The sequence below is a fragment of the Methylobacterium marchantiae genome (genome assembly GCF_042679825.1).
In the GTDB taxonomy this organism is placed as follows: Bacteria; Pseudomonadota; Alphaproteobacteria; order Rhizobiales; family Beijerinckiaceae; genus Methylobacterium; species Methylobacterium marchantiae.
Map to the genome: position 1 here is coordinate 80,818 of NZ_JBHTND010000007.1, position 15,224 is coordinate 96,041.

Below are 15,224 nucleotides of genomic sequence, written 5' to 3' on the forward strand. Positions count from 1 at the left end.
AAGCCTGCGGCCGGGTTCATCCCGTCGGGTTTATGCATGATGCCCCAAGGCTTAAACGGATGCGAACGATCTCGGCCGCACCTGTGGATAGACCAGCGGAACGACGCCCGATCATGAGGCTCGGTTAAGGCGAAGAGACGAGTGTCCCGGTTGATCGATCACGCGTACCTCGCCGAACAGACTTTCGGCGACGACGAACTCGCCCGCGAATTGCTCAGTCTCTTCGAGGCTCAATGCCGCCGGCTGCTTCCGGGGATCGTCGATACTGGTCTCGATCGATGCGAGCGTGCCGATCTTGCCCATACGTTGAAGGGATCGGCTCTCGGTATCGGCGCGGCGCGGGTCGCCGAACTCAGCGCCGCGATCGAGGACGGATTGCGGGGGAGCGACGGTATCCCGGCGATGGTGCTCGCCGATCTCGCCGACGCGGTGAATGCGACCCTGGCGGAAATCGACGCACTTGCCTGATCTCCCATCCTGCAGAGGGAACGGCTCGGCGTTTGCGACGTAAGCGCAGGAATGTCGAGCGTCGGCGTCGGTGCCGCTTGCATTCGATGGTCTGCGCCTTCAAGGCAGTCGCGCGCTGCACAACCGGCCACAGACGTGTTGTACGAGCCTGGAGTCTTCGATGCCCAAGATCACCTACGTCGACCATGCCGGAACGGCCAGGACCGTGGAAGGCGACGTAGGATCGACCGTGATGGAGGCGGCGATCCGCAACAACGTGCCGGGGATCGACGCGGAATGCGGAGGCGCCTGCGCCTGCGCCACCTGCCACGTCTATGTCGATGCCGAATGGGTCGATGCCGTCGGCCCGGCCGAGCCGATGGAGCAGGACATGCTCGATTTCGCCTCCGACGTGCGCGCCACCTCGCGCCTGTGCTGCCAGATCAGGATCAAGCCCGAACTCGACGGTCTCACGGTCATCACGCCCGCCCGCCAGGGGTGAACGGGCGCCGATCGAGGCTCTCTGCGAGGCCGGTCCGAGCTCGTTTTTGACCCGATCGCGAGCCTCTTCAGTGCCGGATTCCGGGGCGTTTGGATACCGGATCGGAGGGCCTCATCGACCGGATCGCGGACAGCCACCGTCGTCGGGAGGTTCATTCCGCGTTTGAGGGAGCCGGTCCGCCGTTTTCAAGCGGCGCCGGCCTCACCGCACCAGGGCCCGCATCGCCCCGTCGATCCCCTCGATGTTCAGCGGGAACATCCTGTCCGACACGATCCTGCGGACCATGCCGATCGACTGGGTATAGGCCCAGTGCTCGGCCGGAACCGGGTTGAGCCAGACCGATTTCGGAAACCGCTCCAGCACCCGCTCCAGCCAGACCTGACCCGGCTCCTCGTTCCAATGCTCCACCGAGCCGCCCTGCATGGCGATCTCGTAAGGGCTCATGGAGGCGTCGCCGACGAAGACGACGCAGTAATCGGGCGGGTAGGTGCGCAGCACGTCGAGGAGCGGGATCGCCTTGTCGTGACGACGGCGGTTCTCCTTCCAGACACGCTCGTAGGGGCAGTTGTGGAAGTAGAAATGCTCGAAATGCTTGAACTCGGCCCGCGCCGCCGAGAACAGCTCCTCGGCCAGCCCCACATGCCAGTCCATCGATCCGCCGACATCGAGGAAGAGCAGGACCTTCACGGCGTTGCGCCGCTCGGGGCGGAGGCGGACGTCGAGATAGCCCTTGCTGGCGGTCTCGCGGATGGTCCCGTCGAGATCGAGCTCGTCGGCGGCACCCGAGCGGGCGAAACGGCGCAGGCGGCGCAGGGCCACCCGCATGTTGCGCGTGCCGAGCTCGACGCCGTCGTCCAGATCCTTGAACTCGCGCTTGTCCCAGACCTTCACCGCGCGGAAGTTGCGGTTGCCGTCCTGGCCGATGCGGATGCCCTCCGGATTGTAGCCGTAGGCGCCGAAGGGTGAGGTGCCCCCGGTCCCGATCCATTTGTTGCCGCCCTGATGGCGTTCCTTCTGCTCGGCGAGGCGCTGCTTCAGGGTCTCGAACAGCTTGTCCCAGCCGAGTGCCGTCAGGTCCGCCTTCTCGGCATCGGTGAGGTACTTCTCGGCGAGCTTGCGCAGCCATTCCTCGGGGATCGCCTGCGGCTCCGCGGCCTCGCCGAGGGTCTCGAAGCCCTTGAACACGGTGCCGAACACCCGGTCGAACCGGTCGAGATGACGCTCGTCCTTCACCAGGGCCGTGCGGGCGAGGAGATAGAACTCCTCGACGCGCTTGTCGGCGAGGTCCCGGTCCAGGGCATCGAGGAGCGTGAGGTGCTCGCGCAACGTGACGGGGAGCTTGGCCTCGCGCAGGGCCGTGAAGAAATGCAGCAGCATGGGGCAGAGAACGCGCGAACCGGGCCTCCGGGTCAAGGCCGTTCACGAAGGGTCCAGTGGTCGAAATCCTGCGTTTGGCATCGCCCCGAACGACCGATTTGGGTGGTTTTCGGTCCCTCCGCTCACGGAACCAGCCACAAGGAAAGCCGCCGCTCGCTGACGCGGCTGGAGCGCCAACGGTTGGCGGTCTCGTCACACCGCTCGTTGGAAGACGAGGCATGCCACTTTGAGGACTATCCCCAACCAAGCTCCCTTACGGCCTGGGCGTCGTTCCAGATCTTCGTCATCCCGACGATCCTGTCGCCCTCGAACTGCATGACGTAGACGTAGTCAATCGACGTGCTCTTGCCCGTCGGCGGGCACGGACCGCCTTCCCCGGTATGGGTTCCGCGGAAGATGCCGTAAGCCGCGACGTTCCGGCGCTCCTCGTCCGTGGCGAAGGATTTCACCTCGTACCGACCGTCGGGGACGAAGGTCAGAAGCCCCTTCATCCACTCCGTATAGTCCCGTAGCGAGGTGATGCCGGCCAAGGCGTCGGCCTGGGCCGCGAAGGTCGCGTCAGGGGTGCAGTAGCGCTCGCAAGCCTCCCAGCCACCACCCGTCTCGCAGGCGTCGAAGAAGGCCTTCGCAACCCTGGCGATGTCGCTCATGTCGGGGTCATTCCCTTATCGTCGCTTCGGACGCCGCCTGTCGCGGATGCCCGTCCGGGGGCATGCCGCATAAAGGCTCGCCTCGTGAGACTCCATCGAACGGAGCAAGACCGTAGACGCAGGCCTCCCCGGAAGGACGCCTGCGTTGATCATCGTTCGGCTAATTCGCCCGGGCGACCTCGACGAGGTTGTCCGAGAACGACGGGGCGTGGCCCATGTCGGTGAAGGCGCCCGACGAGATGCTGTTGACCGTGCCCTCGTTGAGCTGGCGCCAGTAGCCGAGCGTCGCGACCACGATGCCCGCCTTCACGTCCTCGGTGATGCGCGCCACGCCCTTGAAAGCGCCGCGGTCGTTGGCGACCTGCACCCGGTCGCCATCCCGGATGCCGCGCGCATCGGCGTCGGCTTGACTGATCATCACGAACTGCTCGCCCTGGCCCTTCTGCTTGTCCTCCATGTTGGCGTAGCAGGAGTTCAGGAAGTAGTGGCTTTTCGGCGAGACGATGTTGAGCGGGAAGCGCTTGGCCAGTTCCGGGTCGTTGGTGTGGGACTCGCGGGGCCCGAGGTAGTCGGGCAGCGGATCGAGCGCCTCGCCGGGCTGGAAGCCCTCGTACATCTGCCGGAACGGCGGCGCGACGAAGTTCGTGGCGCCCTCGACCATGAACATGCACTTGCCGGTCGGCGTCGGGAAGTTGCCCTCGCGATGGGGCGCGCGGTCGTCCGGCGTGCCGACCTTCAGCCGGGCGAAGCCGTGCTCGCGCATGTACTGGAGGTCGATGCCCTCGCAGGCCGGCGCGTTCCAGTCGACGTAGTGCTCAAGGCACTCCGTGTCGGTCCATTTGAAGTTCTCTTCCTCGAAGCCGAGGCGGGCGGCGAGCTGGCGGAAGATCTCGTTGTTCGGGATCGCCTCGCCGGGCGCATCCGCACACTTGGTGTTGTAGGTCAGGTAGAGGTGGCCCCACGAGAGGATCATGTCCTCCATCTCGGCGCCCATCGTGGCCGGGAGCACGATGTCGGCGTAGGAGGCGGTGTCCGAGAGGAAGTGCTCGGCCGAGACCATGAACAGGTCCTCGCGCATCAGCCCTTCGACGATCTTGTCGGTCTCCGGCGCCTGGGTGACCGGGTTCGAATTCCAGCACATCATCGACATGATCGGCGGATCGAGCTTCAGCTCGCCGGTGAGGGCCCGTCCGATCTGAAGGTTGCTGATGACGCGGGTGCCCTCGGGGATCAGGTCGGGCCGGCACATCACGTCGAACTTGTAGGGATGCTCCCAGACCCCGAACTGCGTGACGCCGCCACCGACATGGCGCCAGGCGCCTGTGAGCGCCGGGATGGACGACACCGCCCTGATGGTCTGGCCGCCGCCATAGTGCCGCTCCAGCGCGACGCCCATGCGGATGCCGACCGGCTGCTCGGTCGCCATCTCGCGGGCGAGCTTGCGGATGTCCTCGGCCGGGACGCCGGTGATCCCGGCGGCCCATTCCGGCGTACGAGTGCTGGCACGCTCCTTCAGCTCTTCGAAGCCGACCGTGTAGTTGTCGACGTAGTCCTGGTCGACGAGCCCCTGCTCGATGATCGAGTTGATCAGCGCCATGGCCAGCGCCCCGTCGGTGCCTGGCTTCGGCGCGATGTGCCAGTCGGCCGCCTTGGCGGTGCGCGAGGCGTAGGTGTCGATGACGACGACCTTGGCACCCTTCTTTTGCGCGTCCTTCACGATGGCCCAGTGGTGCAGGTTCGTGCTGACCGAGTTGCAGGCCCAGATGACGATATACTTGGAGTGGATATAGCTGTCCGGGTCGAGCCCGGCGGTCGGGCCGACGGTGAGCAGCCAGGCCGTGCACGAGCCCTCGCCGCAGAACGTGCGCTCGGTCACCGTGGCGCCCATGCGGTTGAAGAAGGCGTCGCCGCCGTTCAGCCCATGCACGAGGCCCTGGTTGCCGAGGTAGCTGTAGGGCGCGATGGCTTCGGGCCCGTACTGATCGATGATCGCCTTCCAGCGCGTGACGATGGTGTCCAGCGCCTCGTCCCAAGTGATGCGCTCGAACTGCTTGGAGCCTTTCGGACCGACGCGCTTCATCGGGTAGAGCAGCCGGTCCGGGTGATAGTGGCGCTTCTCGTAGTCCTTCAGCTTCACGCAGAGACCGCCGCGGGTCATCGGGTGGTCCGGGTTACCGCGCACGCCGAGCAGCTCCCCGCCCTTGACCTCGAAGATCATCGAGCAGGTGTCGGGACAGTCGTGCGGGCAGCCGCCGAAGAAGGTTTCGGTCAGGCTCTCGGCCTCGGCGACGATCAGGGAATCCGGCTTGACGATCTCGTTCATGTTTCCTCCACGGCCGAGCGTCCCACTTTATTGTTCCTAGTGGGCCGGCCCGGTACGCCAGCAGAATGCACTCAAGTGCAAACAATTCCAAATTTTGGCCCGGTGGAAGGGCCAAAGGAGTGCTGAGCCATGGTACCAACCGTTTTGTCGCGGATCGTGAACGTGTCCTCACGGCCCGGATCGCGGCGGCCTGGGCGCGGTGCGCTCCGGCGAATGGCCGCTCTCGGGCAGGATGGACCCTGTGGAACTGACGCTCACGCTGGACCCCAAATCCGAGAAGCCGCTCCAGGCGCAGGTGTTCGATCAAGTTCGAGAGATCATCCTGGACGGGCAGATCAAGGCCGGCATGGCTCTGCCTCCGAGCCGCCTGCTGGCGGAGCGACTGCGCGTGTCCCGCAACACGGTGATGCTGGCCTACGAACGACTAGCGGCTGAGGGCTACGTCAGGGCGCGCGGCACCGCAGGCCTGTTCGTCGAGCCGATCTCGCCGGACAGTCTCCTGCTGATCCAACAGGGAAGTCGGTCCTTCACGAACGGCCCTGTCCCGGACGTTTCGAGCGAGCCCCTGCTCTGCTTCGCGGGCTCGCCCGGCGGGGGCGGCGACCGGCCCGAACTCGACTTCTGGGTCGGGCGGTCCGATCCGGCCGGGTTCCCGCTGGCCATCTGGCGACGGATCGTGACGCGGCTCCTGGTAAGGGAGACGGCTTACCTCACCGATTACTGCGATCCGGCCGGCCTCCCGGATTTGCGCGCCGCCATCAGCACGCATCTACGGCGCGCCCGAGCGGTGGCGGTGACCGAGGATCAGGTCATCGTGACCACGGGCGGGCAGGACGCCCTCAACCTCGTGTTCAACCTGCTGAAGGGACATACCCGGCAACTCTGCATCGAGAACCCCTGCTACCTCGGAGCCTCGCTGATCTTCCGGAACGCCGGCCTGGAGATCCATCCGGTGCCGGTCGACGGCGAGGGGCTGCAAACGGACCTCCTGCCGACGTCCAAGGGCAGCCTGCTCTACGTCACGCCCTCGCACCAGTTCCCCACCGGGGCCACCATGCCGTTGACGCGGCGCCTGGCCCTGCTGCGATGGGCGGAGGAGACCGACAGCTACATCGTCGAGGACGATTACGACAGCGACTTCCGGTATGACGGGCCGCCGCTGACGGCCCTGGCCGGTCTCGACGGAGGCCGGCGCGTCTTCTACGTCGGGACGTTTTCGAAGTCCGTGGGCGCCGGCCTGCGCATCGGCTTCGCCACGGTCCCGCGCCTGTTCTGGGACGAGGCGCGGATGCTGAAAGCACGGATGAGCAACGGCCAGGCCTGGCTCGAGCAGGCCGCGCTCGCCGCCTTCATCGACGAGGGGCATTTCGACCGGCACCTGCGCCGGCTGAGGCAGGTCTACAAGGCGCGTCGGGACTGCCTCGTCGGGGCGCTACGCAAGACGTTCGACGGGGCCGTCGTCCTCGGCGGCGAGAGTGGCCTGCATCTGGTCTGGCGCCTCCCGCCCGGCTTTCCGCCAGCCCGGCAGATCCAGTCCCTCGCACGCGGGCAGGGCATCGGGGTCTACGCCCTTTCGAGCGGGGCCGCCTACGATTTCGACCCCGGGGCACGGGACGACATGCTGGTCTTCGGTTACTCGTCGCTCACAGAGATGCAGATCGAGACCGCGATCGGCGAGTTGCGGCGGATCTTGCTTGGGAACGCGGACCGGGGCGAAGGCACGGTCTAGGTCTGCTTCAGACCACCCATCGAAATGGCGTCTGCGGCGTAGTCGGGTCGCGACTGGACCCAGGGCCCGGGTCCCATCCGTCAGATTTGGATCACTGGCGGCCGCACCGGAGGCGGAGTTCGCACCTGCGGTTTCGTGAGCCGGATAACGGATAAAATCTTGAATTCACCGGGACATGCGGCCCGATCCGGTCGTTCGTCGGCGACGAAGCTGGGTATAAGTCCGGTTTTCTGTTGATATCCACCGCAACTGTGTTCGTCACCCCTCCAACATTGTCATTGGAATCAAACAGCTGAGAGCCAGAGTGATCGTCAAGTCAGGGCCGGTGTATTTGGCAGAGTAAGGGTGGACGTGATGGCGCTCGTCTTGCGCTCCTTGAGTGATTTCAAGCGGTTTCTCGCGAAGCCGGGCGCGACGATTCAGATCGTGCGGAACACCTTCATCGAGCGCCAGCCCGCCTCGTTTCAGGAGGCCTATCGCGAAAAGGGCATGTACGAGCCCCGTACCGTCCAGGCGATCTCCAAGAAGGCGGCGGTCTTCGCCGTCAAGGGCCATCCGACGACCGTGTGGCTCTACTGGGACAAGGGAACGCGACACTGGCGCTATTCCGGCGATACCCTGGCGGTGCCGCTCAATACCGGCGTCGGGCCGCCCGACGAGATCGTCTATCGCTGCAGCTTCGCGCCCGGCTTCGAGCCGAAGATCCGTGCACCGGCCCGCCCCCGTGCCCCGGCCGCCGAACCTCCTCCGCCTGCGGACAAGCCGACCCCGACGATGCCCGATCACGGACAGGGCCGCCTGTTCTGACCGCGCTCGAGACGGACGGGAAACCCGGCGACCTCGCCAGATCGGCCAGCCATCCGCGCAGCAGGCGCCAGAGGGTGCGCCACCCGTCCCAGGTCGAACCGGCGACCATTGGCCAGCGATCCCGATAAGTTCGTCGACGTAACGCAATCAGAGTATCGCAGGATTCGACGTTCTCAATAGCATTCGTCATGCGTGCGAATGGAATCCGATCGTTGTCGACAGTTATCCACGTGTGGAAGAGTCGTACGACAGGTTTCGTCTAAAACTATACGTATCGATGTGCCGAAGAGATCGGTCCGAGGCCGCCGGAAACCTGCCTATCACGCGCTCTTCGCTGACGGCTCTTCCTTCGCAGGCGCGTCCCTGGCGTCGACACCTTTCCCCGTCTCGACGTTCTTGCCCACGGTCCGCCGGGCCCGGAAGGCGGGGCGTACTTCCGTCTCCTTGCGCTTGAGCATGGCGCGGTACTCGTCGCGCCGTTCGTGGATCGAGGCGATGACCAGCCCCATGGGGACGCCGACATCGACGAGCACGGCTTCGGACAGCTGCAGGGAGGCTTCGATCGTCTCCGGGACGGCATCGTCGACGCCCATCTCGTAGAGGGCCGTGGCGTGGCGGGCATCGCGGGCGCGGGCGACGATGGTGATGTCGCGCCGCTCCGCGCGGGCCGCTTCCACCACGGCTTCCACGGCGCGCGGATTGTCGAGGGTGACGACGAGGGCGCGGGCATTGGCGATGTCGCAGCGTCGCAGCAGCTCCGGGTTGGAGGAATCGCCGAAATAGACCGGGTTGCCGAGGCGGCGATGCTCCGAGACGCGGGCCGCGTCGGCATCGAGGGCGAGATACGGGATCTTGTGGCGGGCGAGCATCTCGCCGACCTGACGGCCGACACGGCCGTAGCCTGCGATGATGACGCGGTTCTGCTGCTTGTCCGGCACCGGCTCGGCGCGGGCGCGACCGAGATTGGAGCGGGACATCCGCTTGCCCAGGCGGCGGGCGAGGCTCGCCAGCCCCGGGATGGCGATCATCGTCACCGTGGTGACGATCAGGGCCGCCTGTCCGAGACCGTCCGGTACGAGCCCGCCAGCGATGGCACCGCCGATGAGGACGAAGGCGAATTCGCCGCCAGGGCCGAGGAGGAGGGCCGCCTCCAGGGCGACGCCGCGCGAGATGCGCAGGAACCGGGCCGCGACCAGGATCACCGCGCCCTTGATCAGGATCAGCCCGATCGACAGGCCGAGGATCGTCTTCGGCGCCGCCATGAGCTGGGCCGGGTCGAGGTTCATGCCCACCGACACGAAGAAGACGCCGAGCAGCAGGCCCTTGAACGGATCGATCGTCGCCTCGATCGCCCGGCGATACTCGGTCTCGGCCAGGAGCAGCCCCGCCACGAAGGCGCCGAGCGTCATCGAGAGGCCGCTCGCCGCCGCCGTGAGGGCGGTCGCGACGATGACGAGGAGGCAGGCGGCCATGAACAGCTCCGGCGAGCGGGTCCGGGCGACGAGCTGGAACAGGGGGCGCAGGGCGAGGCGGCCCGCGACCACGATGAGGACGAGGGCGATGGCGGCCTGCCCGAGGGCGATGGCCAGCGCGCCTCCGACATTCGCGCCGTCGCTGCGGCCGAGCACGGCGATGGCGAACAGCATCGGCGCGACGGCGAGATCCTGGAACAGGAGCACCGCGAAGCTCGCGCGGCCCGCCGGCGTGTTGAGCCGCTTCTGCTCGGCGAGCACCGGCAGCACCACGGCGGTGGAGGAGAGAGCGAGGGCGAGACCCACGATGACCGAGGCGGCCAGCGGCACTTCGAGGGCGAACAGGATCGCGCCGATGACGAGGGAGGAGGCGACAACCTGCGTCGATCCGAGCCCGAAGACGAGGCGGCGCAGGGTGCGCAGGCGCTCCCACGACAGCTCGACGCCGATCATGAACATGAGGAAGATCACGCCGAACTCGGCCAGATGCGCGATCTCGGACCGGTTGCCGATGGTGAAGATCGAGAGCCAGGGGATCGTGTCCGCGAGCCGTCCGAGGCCGAAGGGTCCGAGAAGCGCGCCCGCACCGATGAAGCCCAGAACCGGGCTGATGCGCAGCCGATGGAACAGCGGCACCACCACGCCTGCGGTGACGAGAAAGATGATCGCTTCCTTGTAGGATCCGGCGTGAACGTCCGTCATCGAGCTTGGCGGTCTCCCGAAGGAATACGTGCGAGGGCCGGCCGGCTCGGCCGAAGTTCTGCACAGGGAACTCCGGCTGCGGGAATCCGGGGGACTCGCCGGCAGCGCTGAGACCATGCAAGCCCATGTGCCATATGAGCAACCGGCTTTTCGCCGGTCCATGCGGATTTCGCCTCCGGGACGCCCGAGCCATGCATCCCGGTGGCCGATCCGGAGCCCTGTTTTTGCGCTGCGGTTGCGTTGGCGCAAAAACGGCACAATGGCCGCATATGGCCGAACTTAACGATCCGTTAAGACCCGGCTTTCGTCCCGATACTTCTTCGTTCGTCGCGTTTCTGAAGACACGAGTGCCTCATGCGAAAGTCGGCCCCCAACCGGGATGTTCAGCGCGAGCGCCGCGACTGGATCCGCGAATCCGAACGCTGGACCCACGAGCGTCATCTGGAAAAGGGCTACCGGATCAAGTGGGGCTACGTCGCCATCGCCTATCTGGTGGAGTTCATGGTCATCGGCGCCTCGCTCTGGGGCGCGTGGCTGTTCGCGGGCGTCTACAGCGACGGCGACGACAAGGCCTTCTACTTCATGCTGCTGGCGCCGCTGGTCTATGCCGCGGTGGAACTCTGCCGCGTGCCGCTGGGCATCCTGGCCCGCACGCAGCGCTCCTACTTCATCCGGGCGCTGGCCATCGTTGGCATCGTCTTCGCCGCCGGCGTCACCACGAAATCGGTGTCGCAGCTCGGCGAGATGATGTTCCATCCCCGTCTGATGGACGCGGCCAAGGCCAAGACCGCCCTCAAGGACGCCCAGGCCGACCGTTCGACCATCGACGGCCGGATCGCCGCCGCGGATGCCCGGGTCGCGCAATACACCACCGAGCTCGACCAGATCGAGAAGCGCGCCGCCGAGAATGCGAGCCAGCTCTCGGCCCTGCCGGCCCAGCGCTGCGAGCGCGTCTACGGCACCAACAGCAAGGGCCAGCGCTATTCCAACCTGAAATGCGTCACCGACCCGCGCACCGCGACCCTGAACGCCAGCGTCGGCAAGGCCGGCGCCGACCGGGCGGTGGTGACGAAGTCCCTCGAAGAGGCGCGCAACGCCCGCGCCGAACTCGATCGCGGTGCGGCCGAGCGCAAGGTCGCCGATGCCGAGCAGGTCTACCGGAACTCGGTGAACCGCTCGCAGCTCCACTCCTTCACCGCCATGGTCTACGGCGTCGACCCGATCGACGTGACCGACGCGCAGGTCCACGCCTTCCTGCGCATCTTCGTGTTCGTGCCCGCCCTCTGCGCCGCCTTCGCCTCCACCATCCTGGCGCTCTGCGCGGTCTCGGTGCGCAAGACCTTCATGGACGAGGACGATCTCGGCGCGGCCGTGAACCTGGAGGCGACGCCCTACATGCTTGATTCCATCACCGAGTCCCTGCGCGAGGAGATGGGGCTGGCGCCGCCCAAACCCGTGCGTGACGTGACGGCCACGGGCGCGGTGATCCCGATGGATCGCCGCTCGGCGCCCAACACCAACACGCCGCCGGCCGCCAGCGCGGGAGTCGGTGCATGAGCCTCCACGCATCGGGGACGCCGGAGAACGTCGTCCTGGCCCAGAGCGTCAACGGGCGCCTGCGGGCCGAGGCGCGGATCATCGCCGCGCGCGCCTTCTTGTTCCGGGCGATCGGGGCGGGCGCCTTCGCGGCGCTGGCCGGCATCGGCATCGGCGCCGCCTCCTACGGCTACGCCTACATGAACCAGTTCGACTCGGCGGCCGAGAAGATCGCGGCCGCCATGCAGACGGCGCTCGCCGACGTGACCCTGAAGACCAAGGGCGAGGTGACGCTCACCGACAACGTGCTCAAGCTCGAAGGCGGCCCCGTCCGGTCCTCGCCCGCGCCGACGCAGGCCCAGCTCGGCAAGGACGCGGCGCCGGCCTCGAAGGCCACGGTGAACACCACCTTCACGGTGTTCAAGCAGGTGCCCTACATGGACGGCCAAATCGTCACCGGCTGGAACTTCCGCGCCAACGAGGAGGCGCCGTTCCAGCAATATTGCTACTTCTCCCGACGGACCAACGAGGCCAAGGGCCAGGTGGAGATGAAGATCGACCTCGCCATGGACGGCAAGGTGCTGCCCCAGCCGCAGAAATCCGACGTCAACCTCGCGATCCTGGCCTCGAACTGCGTGTGGAGCGACGGGAAGGCTCTGTGAGTCGCCTGTTCAGGCCGGTCGATCCTCCGGTGCCTGCCGCGTGGGGTTGATGACCGTCAGACCGATGAAATCCCGCTCGTTCGCGGTGACCACGACGCAGTCGTTCACCTGCGCGATCGCCGCGATGATCATGTCGAGGGCGGAGCGGGGACGGCCGGCCCGCCGCCCCTCCGCCATCAGCCTCGCCCACACGAGCGCCGCGTCGCCGTCGAAGGACAGAATTCGGCCCGCGAACAGGGCGACGGGTCCGTCCTTGCCGGAAAACTACGCTTCCAGATCGTCTCGCTTGCGGCCGCTGGGCATCTCCAGAATGCCCCTTCGGATCTCCGCCACCGTGAGGGAGGCAATGAAAAGGTCGGAATCCGGTCGATCCGCCAGCCAGGCCGTCAGCAAGGTGGAAGGCGTCGGCTTGACGATGTCGCTGATGACGTTGGTGTCGAGAAGATAGCGGGTCACAGGTCGATCCCGCGCCCCGCTCCCTTGTCGCGATTCAGCTCCAGATCCGACCCCACCAGCGGAGACCTGCGCAGGGCTGCGAGAATACCGCCCGTCTTTTCAGGCGAACCTTGGAGCGCGTCGGTGAGGGCAGTGCGGATGCGGGCGGCGTCCGGCCCGTCCTCCGTCAGCCGACTGGCGATGGAACGGATCAGCGGGCGGTCGGTTTCCCTCGCCACCACTTCGAAGCGTGCTATGCCGCGCTGCGTCAGTCGGAGCCGATAGGCGCTGAGCGCTCGCTTCTGCGACGTGTTGTCCATGGCTCGCCTCCGCCGTATAGCCGGTCATATATCCGGTCGGATCGACACCGGCAAGAAACGGCTAGAACGGCGGCCAAGAACGGTGATGGTGCCGTACTGGGCCGTTGGCCCCGCAACCCCCCGCACGGACGGACGCCTCATGCGCTTCACCGGCACCGCCGATTACGTCGCGACCTCGGACCTCACCACCGCCGTCAATGCGGCGATCGTGCTGGAGCGGCCGCTGCTGGTGAAGGGTGAGCCCGGAACCGGCAAGACCGTGCTGGCGGAGGAGATCGCCAAGGGGCTCGGCGCGCCGCTCCTCACCTGGAACGTCAAGTCCACCACCAAGGCGCAGCAGGGGCTCTACGAATACGATGCGGTCTCGCGCCTGCGCGACAGCCAGCTCGGCGACCCGCGGGTGTCCGACATCGGCAACTACATCCGCCGGGGCAAGCTGTGGGAGGCCTTCACCCATCCCGAGCGGCCGGTCCTGCTCATCGACGAGATCGACAAGGCCGATATCGAGTTCCCCAACGATCTCCTGACCGAGCTCGACCGGATGGAGTTCCACGTCTACGAGACCGGCGAGACGGTGAAGGCGGCCCGTCGCCCCATCGTCATCATCACCTCGAACAACGAGAAGGAACTGCCGGACGCGTTCCTGCGCCGCTGCTTCTTCCACTACATCAAGTTCCCGGACGCGGAGACGCTGAAGGCCATCGTCGCGGTGCACTATCCCGGCATCAAGCATCGCCTCGTCGAGGAGGCCCTGCGGGTCTTCCTCGAGACGCGGGAGGTGCCCGGTCTGAAGAAGAAGCCCTCGACGTCGGAACTGCTCGACTGGCTCAAGCTCCTCGTCTCCGAGGATGTCACGCCGGAGACCCTGCGCGAGCGCGACGGCCGCAAGCTGATCCCGCCGCTGCACGGCGCGCTCCTCAAGAACGAGCAGGATGTGAGCCTGTTCGAGAAGCTGGCCTTCATGATGCGTCGGGAGGGACGTGGGGGGTAAAACAGAGCTTCGGTCGCTGACGGGTATCGAACCGCGCCGTTGTCCCGGGGCGCCGGAGGCGAGCCCGGGATCCAGAGCCGCCGACGATGCCTGGAACGAGCCGGACCTGCGTTTCCGGATCCTGGGCTCCGTGACGCGGCCCCGGGATGACGCGGGGACGGGAAACAGGGCGCCGCCATCAAGACCGGGCCTTGGGGTCAGCGAGGGCCGGCTCGTCTCGGGCCAGCATGTCGTCGGAGGATGAAGTCTCATGAAGATGAAGAAACTCGGCCGGACCGGTATCGACGTCTCGCCGCTCTGCCTCGGCTGCATGACCTACGGCATTCCCGAGCGCGGCCCCCATCCCTGGACGATGCGGGAGGACGAGAGCCGGCCGCTGATCCGCCAGGCGCTCGACCTCGGCATCAATTTCTTCGACACGGCGAACTACTATTCGGACGGGACCAGCGAGGAGATCGTCGGACGGGCGCTGAAGGATTTCGCCGACCGCGACGCCATCGTGCTCGCCACCAAGTGCTACTACCCGCTGAAGGACCAGCCCAATGCCGGCGGCCTCTCGCGCAAGGCGATCTTCGCCTCGATCGATGCGAGCCTGAAGCGCCTCGGCACCGATTACGTCGATCTCTTCCAGATCCATCGCTGGGATTACGGGACGCCGATCGAGGTGACGATGGAGGCGCTGCACGACGTGGTGAAGGCCGGCAAGGCCCGCAGCATCGGCGCGTCGTCGATGTTCGCCTGGCAATTCGCCAAGGCCCTGTTCACCGCCGACCTCCACGGCTGGACCCGGTTCGCGACGATGCAGGACCATTACAACCTGCTCCACCGCGAGGAGGAGCGCGAGATGCTGCCGCTCTGCGCCGACCAGGGGATCGGAGTGCTTCCCTGGAGCCCCCTGGCTCGCGGCCGCCTGACCCGCGATTGGGACGAGACGAGCGCGCGCCAGGATTCCGACGAGGTCGGCAAGCGGCTCTACGATGCGACGGTGGAGGCGGACCGGGCCATCGTCGCCAAGGTGGCGGAGATCGCCGCGTCTCGCGGCGTCTCGCGGGCGCAGGTGGCGCTCGCCTGGGTGATCCAGAAGCCGATCGTGACCTCGCCGATCATCGGCGCCTCGAAGCCCGCGCATCTGACGGACGCCGTGGCGGCCCTCGATCTGGCCCTGACCGCGGACGAGATCTCGGCCCTCGAATCCCTCTACACGCCGCATCCAGTGGTCGGCTTCCAGTAGGGCGGCTCAGCGCCGCAGGGCCCTACCGGCCTGCCCGAAG

The 15,224-nt window shown here is 66.7% G+C and carries 13 protein-coding genes and 1 pseudogene; 8 read left to right on the forward strand and 6 right to left on the reverse strand.

Annotated elements, in window-relative coordinates:
- The first annotated feature begins 141 nt into the window (after positions 1 to 141).
- Together ACFQ4G_RS07215 and ACFQ4G_RS07220 are read left to right on the forward strand one after the other, a co-directional pair.
- The gene (locus ACFQ4G_RS07215; RefSeq protein ID WP_238204870.1) at positions 142 to 468 is read left to right on the forward strand and encodes an Hpt domain-containing protein; all 327 of its coding nucleotides are present in this window, start codon (positions 142 to 144) and stop codon (positions 466 to 468) included.
- Positions 469 to 628: 160 nt separating this feature from the next.
- On the forward strand, positions 629 to 949 hold the full coding sequence (locus ACFQ4G_RS07220; protein ID WP_238204872.1) for a 2Fe-2S iron-sulfur cluster-binding protein: 321 nt from the start codon (positions 629 to 631) through the stop codon (positions 947 to 949).
- 201 nt (positions 950 to 1,150) lie between these two features.
- Here ACFQ4G_RS07220 and ACFQ4G_RS07225 read toward each other — a convergent pair whose 3' ends face one another.
- The 3 genes from ACFQ4G_RS07225 to ACFQ4G_RS07235 form a co-directional block, all read right to left on the reverse strand.
- Complete coding sequence (locus tag ACFQ4G_RS07225) at positions 1,151 to 2,326, reverse strand: vWA domain-containing protein (RefSeq protein ID WP_238204874.1); 1,176 nt, start codon at positions 2,324 to 2,326, stop codon at positions 1,151 to 1,153.
- A 233-nt stretch (positions 2,327 to 2,559) separates the two neighbouring features.
- Positions 2,560 to 2,976 carry an ester cyclase gene (locus ACFQ4G_RS07230; protein WP_238204876.1) on the reverse strand — a complete coding sequence of 139 codons (417 nt, stop codon included), beginning with the start codon at positions 2,974 to 2,976 and terminating at the stop codon, positions 2,560 to 2,562.
- A gap of 160 nt (positions 2,977 to 3,136) precedes the next feature.
- Positions 3,137 to 5,299, reverse strand: coding sequence for a molybdopterin-containing oxidoreductase family protein (locus ACFQ4G_RS07235; protein WP_238204878.1), 2,163 nt, complete (start codon positions 5,297 to 5,299; stop codon positions 3,137 to 3,139).
- A gap of 241 nt (positions 5,300 to 5,540) precedes the next feature.
- Between ACFQ4G_RS07235 and pdxR the strand changes: the two genes are divergently transcribed.
- Both pdxR and ACFQ4G_RS07245 read left to right on the forward strand, forming a co-directional pair.
- Positions 5,541 to 7,028 carry a MocR-like pyridoxine biosynthesis transcription factor PdxR gene (pdxR, locus tag ACFQ4G_RS07240; RefSeq protein WP_238204880.1) on the forward strand — a complete coding sequence of 496 codons (1,488 nt, stop codon included), beginning with the start codon at positions 5,541 to 5,543 and terminating at the stop codon, positions 7,026 to 7,028.
- A 354-nt stretch (positions 7,029 to 7,382) separates the two neighbouring features.
- Positions 7,383 to 7,835, forward strand: a complete 453-nt coding sequence (locus ACFQ4G_RS07245) for a hypothetical protein (protein ID WP_238204882.1) — start codon at positions 7,383 to 7,385, stop codon at positions 7,833 to 7,835.
- Between the two features lie 320 nt (positions 7,836 to 8,155).
- On the opposite strand, the gene ACFQ4G_RS07250 is transcribed toward ACFQ4G_RS07245, so the two are convergent.
- A complete protein-coding gene (locus ACFQ4G_RS07250) occupies positions 8,156 to 10,009 on the reverse strand; it encodes a cation:proton antiporter domain-containing protein (protein WP_238204884.1) in 1,854 nt (617 codons plus the stop codon).
- A gap of 354 nt (positions 10,010 to 10,363) precedes the next feature.
- On the opposite strand from ACFQ4G_RS07250, the gene ACFQ4G_RS07255 reads away from it, so the two are divergent.
- Positions 10,364 to 11,566 (forward strand): ATPase, encoded by a 1,203-nt coding sequence (locus ACFQ4G_RS07255; RefSeq protein WP_238204886.1) that lies wholly within the window; start codon positions 10,364 to 10,366, stop codon positions 11,564 to 11,566.
- The gene (locus ACFQ4G_RS07260; protein ID WP_238204888.1) at positions 11,563 to 12,207 is read left to right on the forward strand and encodes a hypothetical protein; all 645 of its coding nucleotides are present in this window, start codon (positions 11,563 to 11,565) and stop codon (positions 12,205 to 12,207) included. The genes ACFQ4G_RS07255 and ACFQ4G_RS07260 overlap by 4 nt, the downstream gene beginning before the upstream one ends.
- Positions 12,208 to 12,216: 9 nt before the next feature.
- Here the strand turns inward: ACFQ4G_RS07260 and ACFQ4G_RS07265 are convergent.
- A pseudogene (locus ACFQ4G_RS07265) lies at positions 12,217 to 12,663 on the reverse strand (PIN domain-containing protein).
- Complete coding sequence (locus tag ACFQ4G_RS07270; protein WP_238204890.1) at positions 12,660 to 12,962, reverse strand: hypothetical protein; 303 nt, start codon at positions 12,960 to 12,962, stop codon at positions 12,660 to 12,662. The pseudogene ACFQ4G_RS07265 and the gene ACFQ4G_RS07270 overlap by 4 nt, the downstream one beginning before the upstream one ends.
- Positions 12,963 to 13,101: 139 nt before the next feature.
- On the opposite strand from ACFQ4G_RS07270, the gene ACFQ4G_RS07275 reads away from it, so the two are divergent.
- The gene (locus ACFQ4G_RS07275) at positions 13,102 to 13,953 is read left to right on the forward strand and encodes an AAA family ATPase (protein ID WP_238204892.1); all 852 of its coding nucleotides are present in this window, start codon (positions 13,102 to 13,104) and stop codon (positions 13,951 to 13,953) included.
- A 250-nt stretch (positions 13,954 to 14,203) separates the two neighbouring features.
- Entirely contained in the window at positions 14,204 to 15,184 is a 981-nt protein-coding gene (locus tag ACFQ4G_RS07280) for an aldo/keto reductase (RefSeq protein WP_238204894.1), read from the forward strand.
- The last annotated feature ends 40 nt before the right edge of the window (positions 15,185 to 15,224 follow it).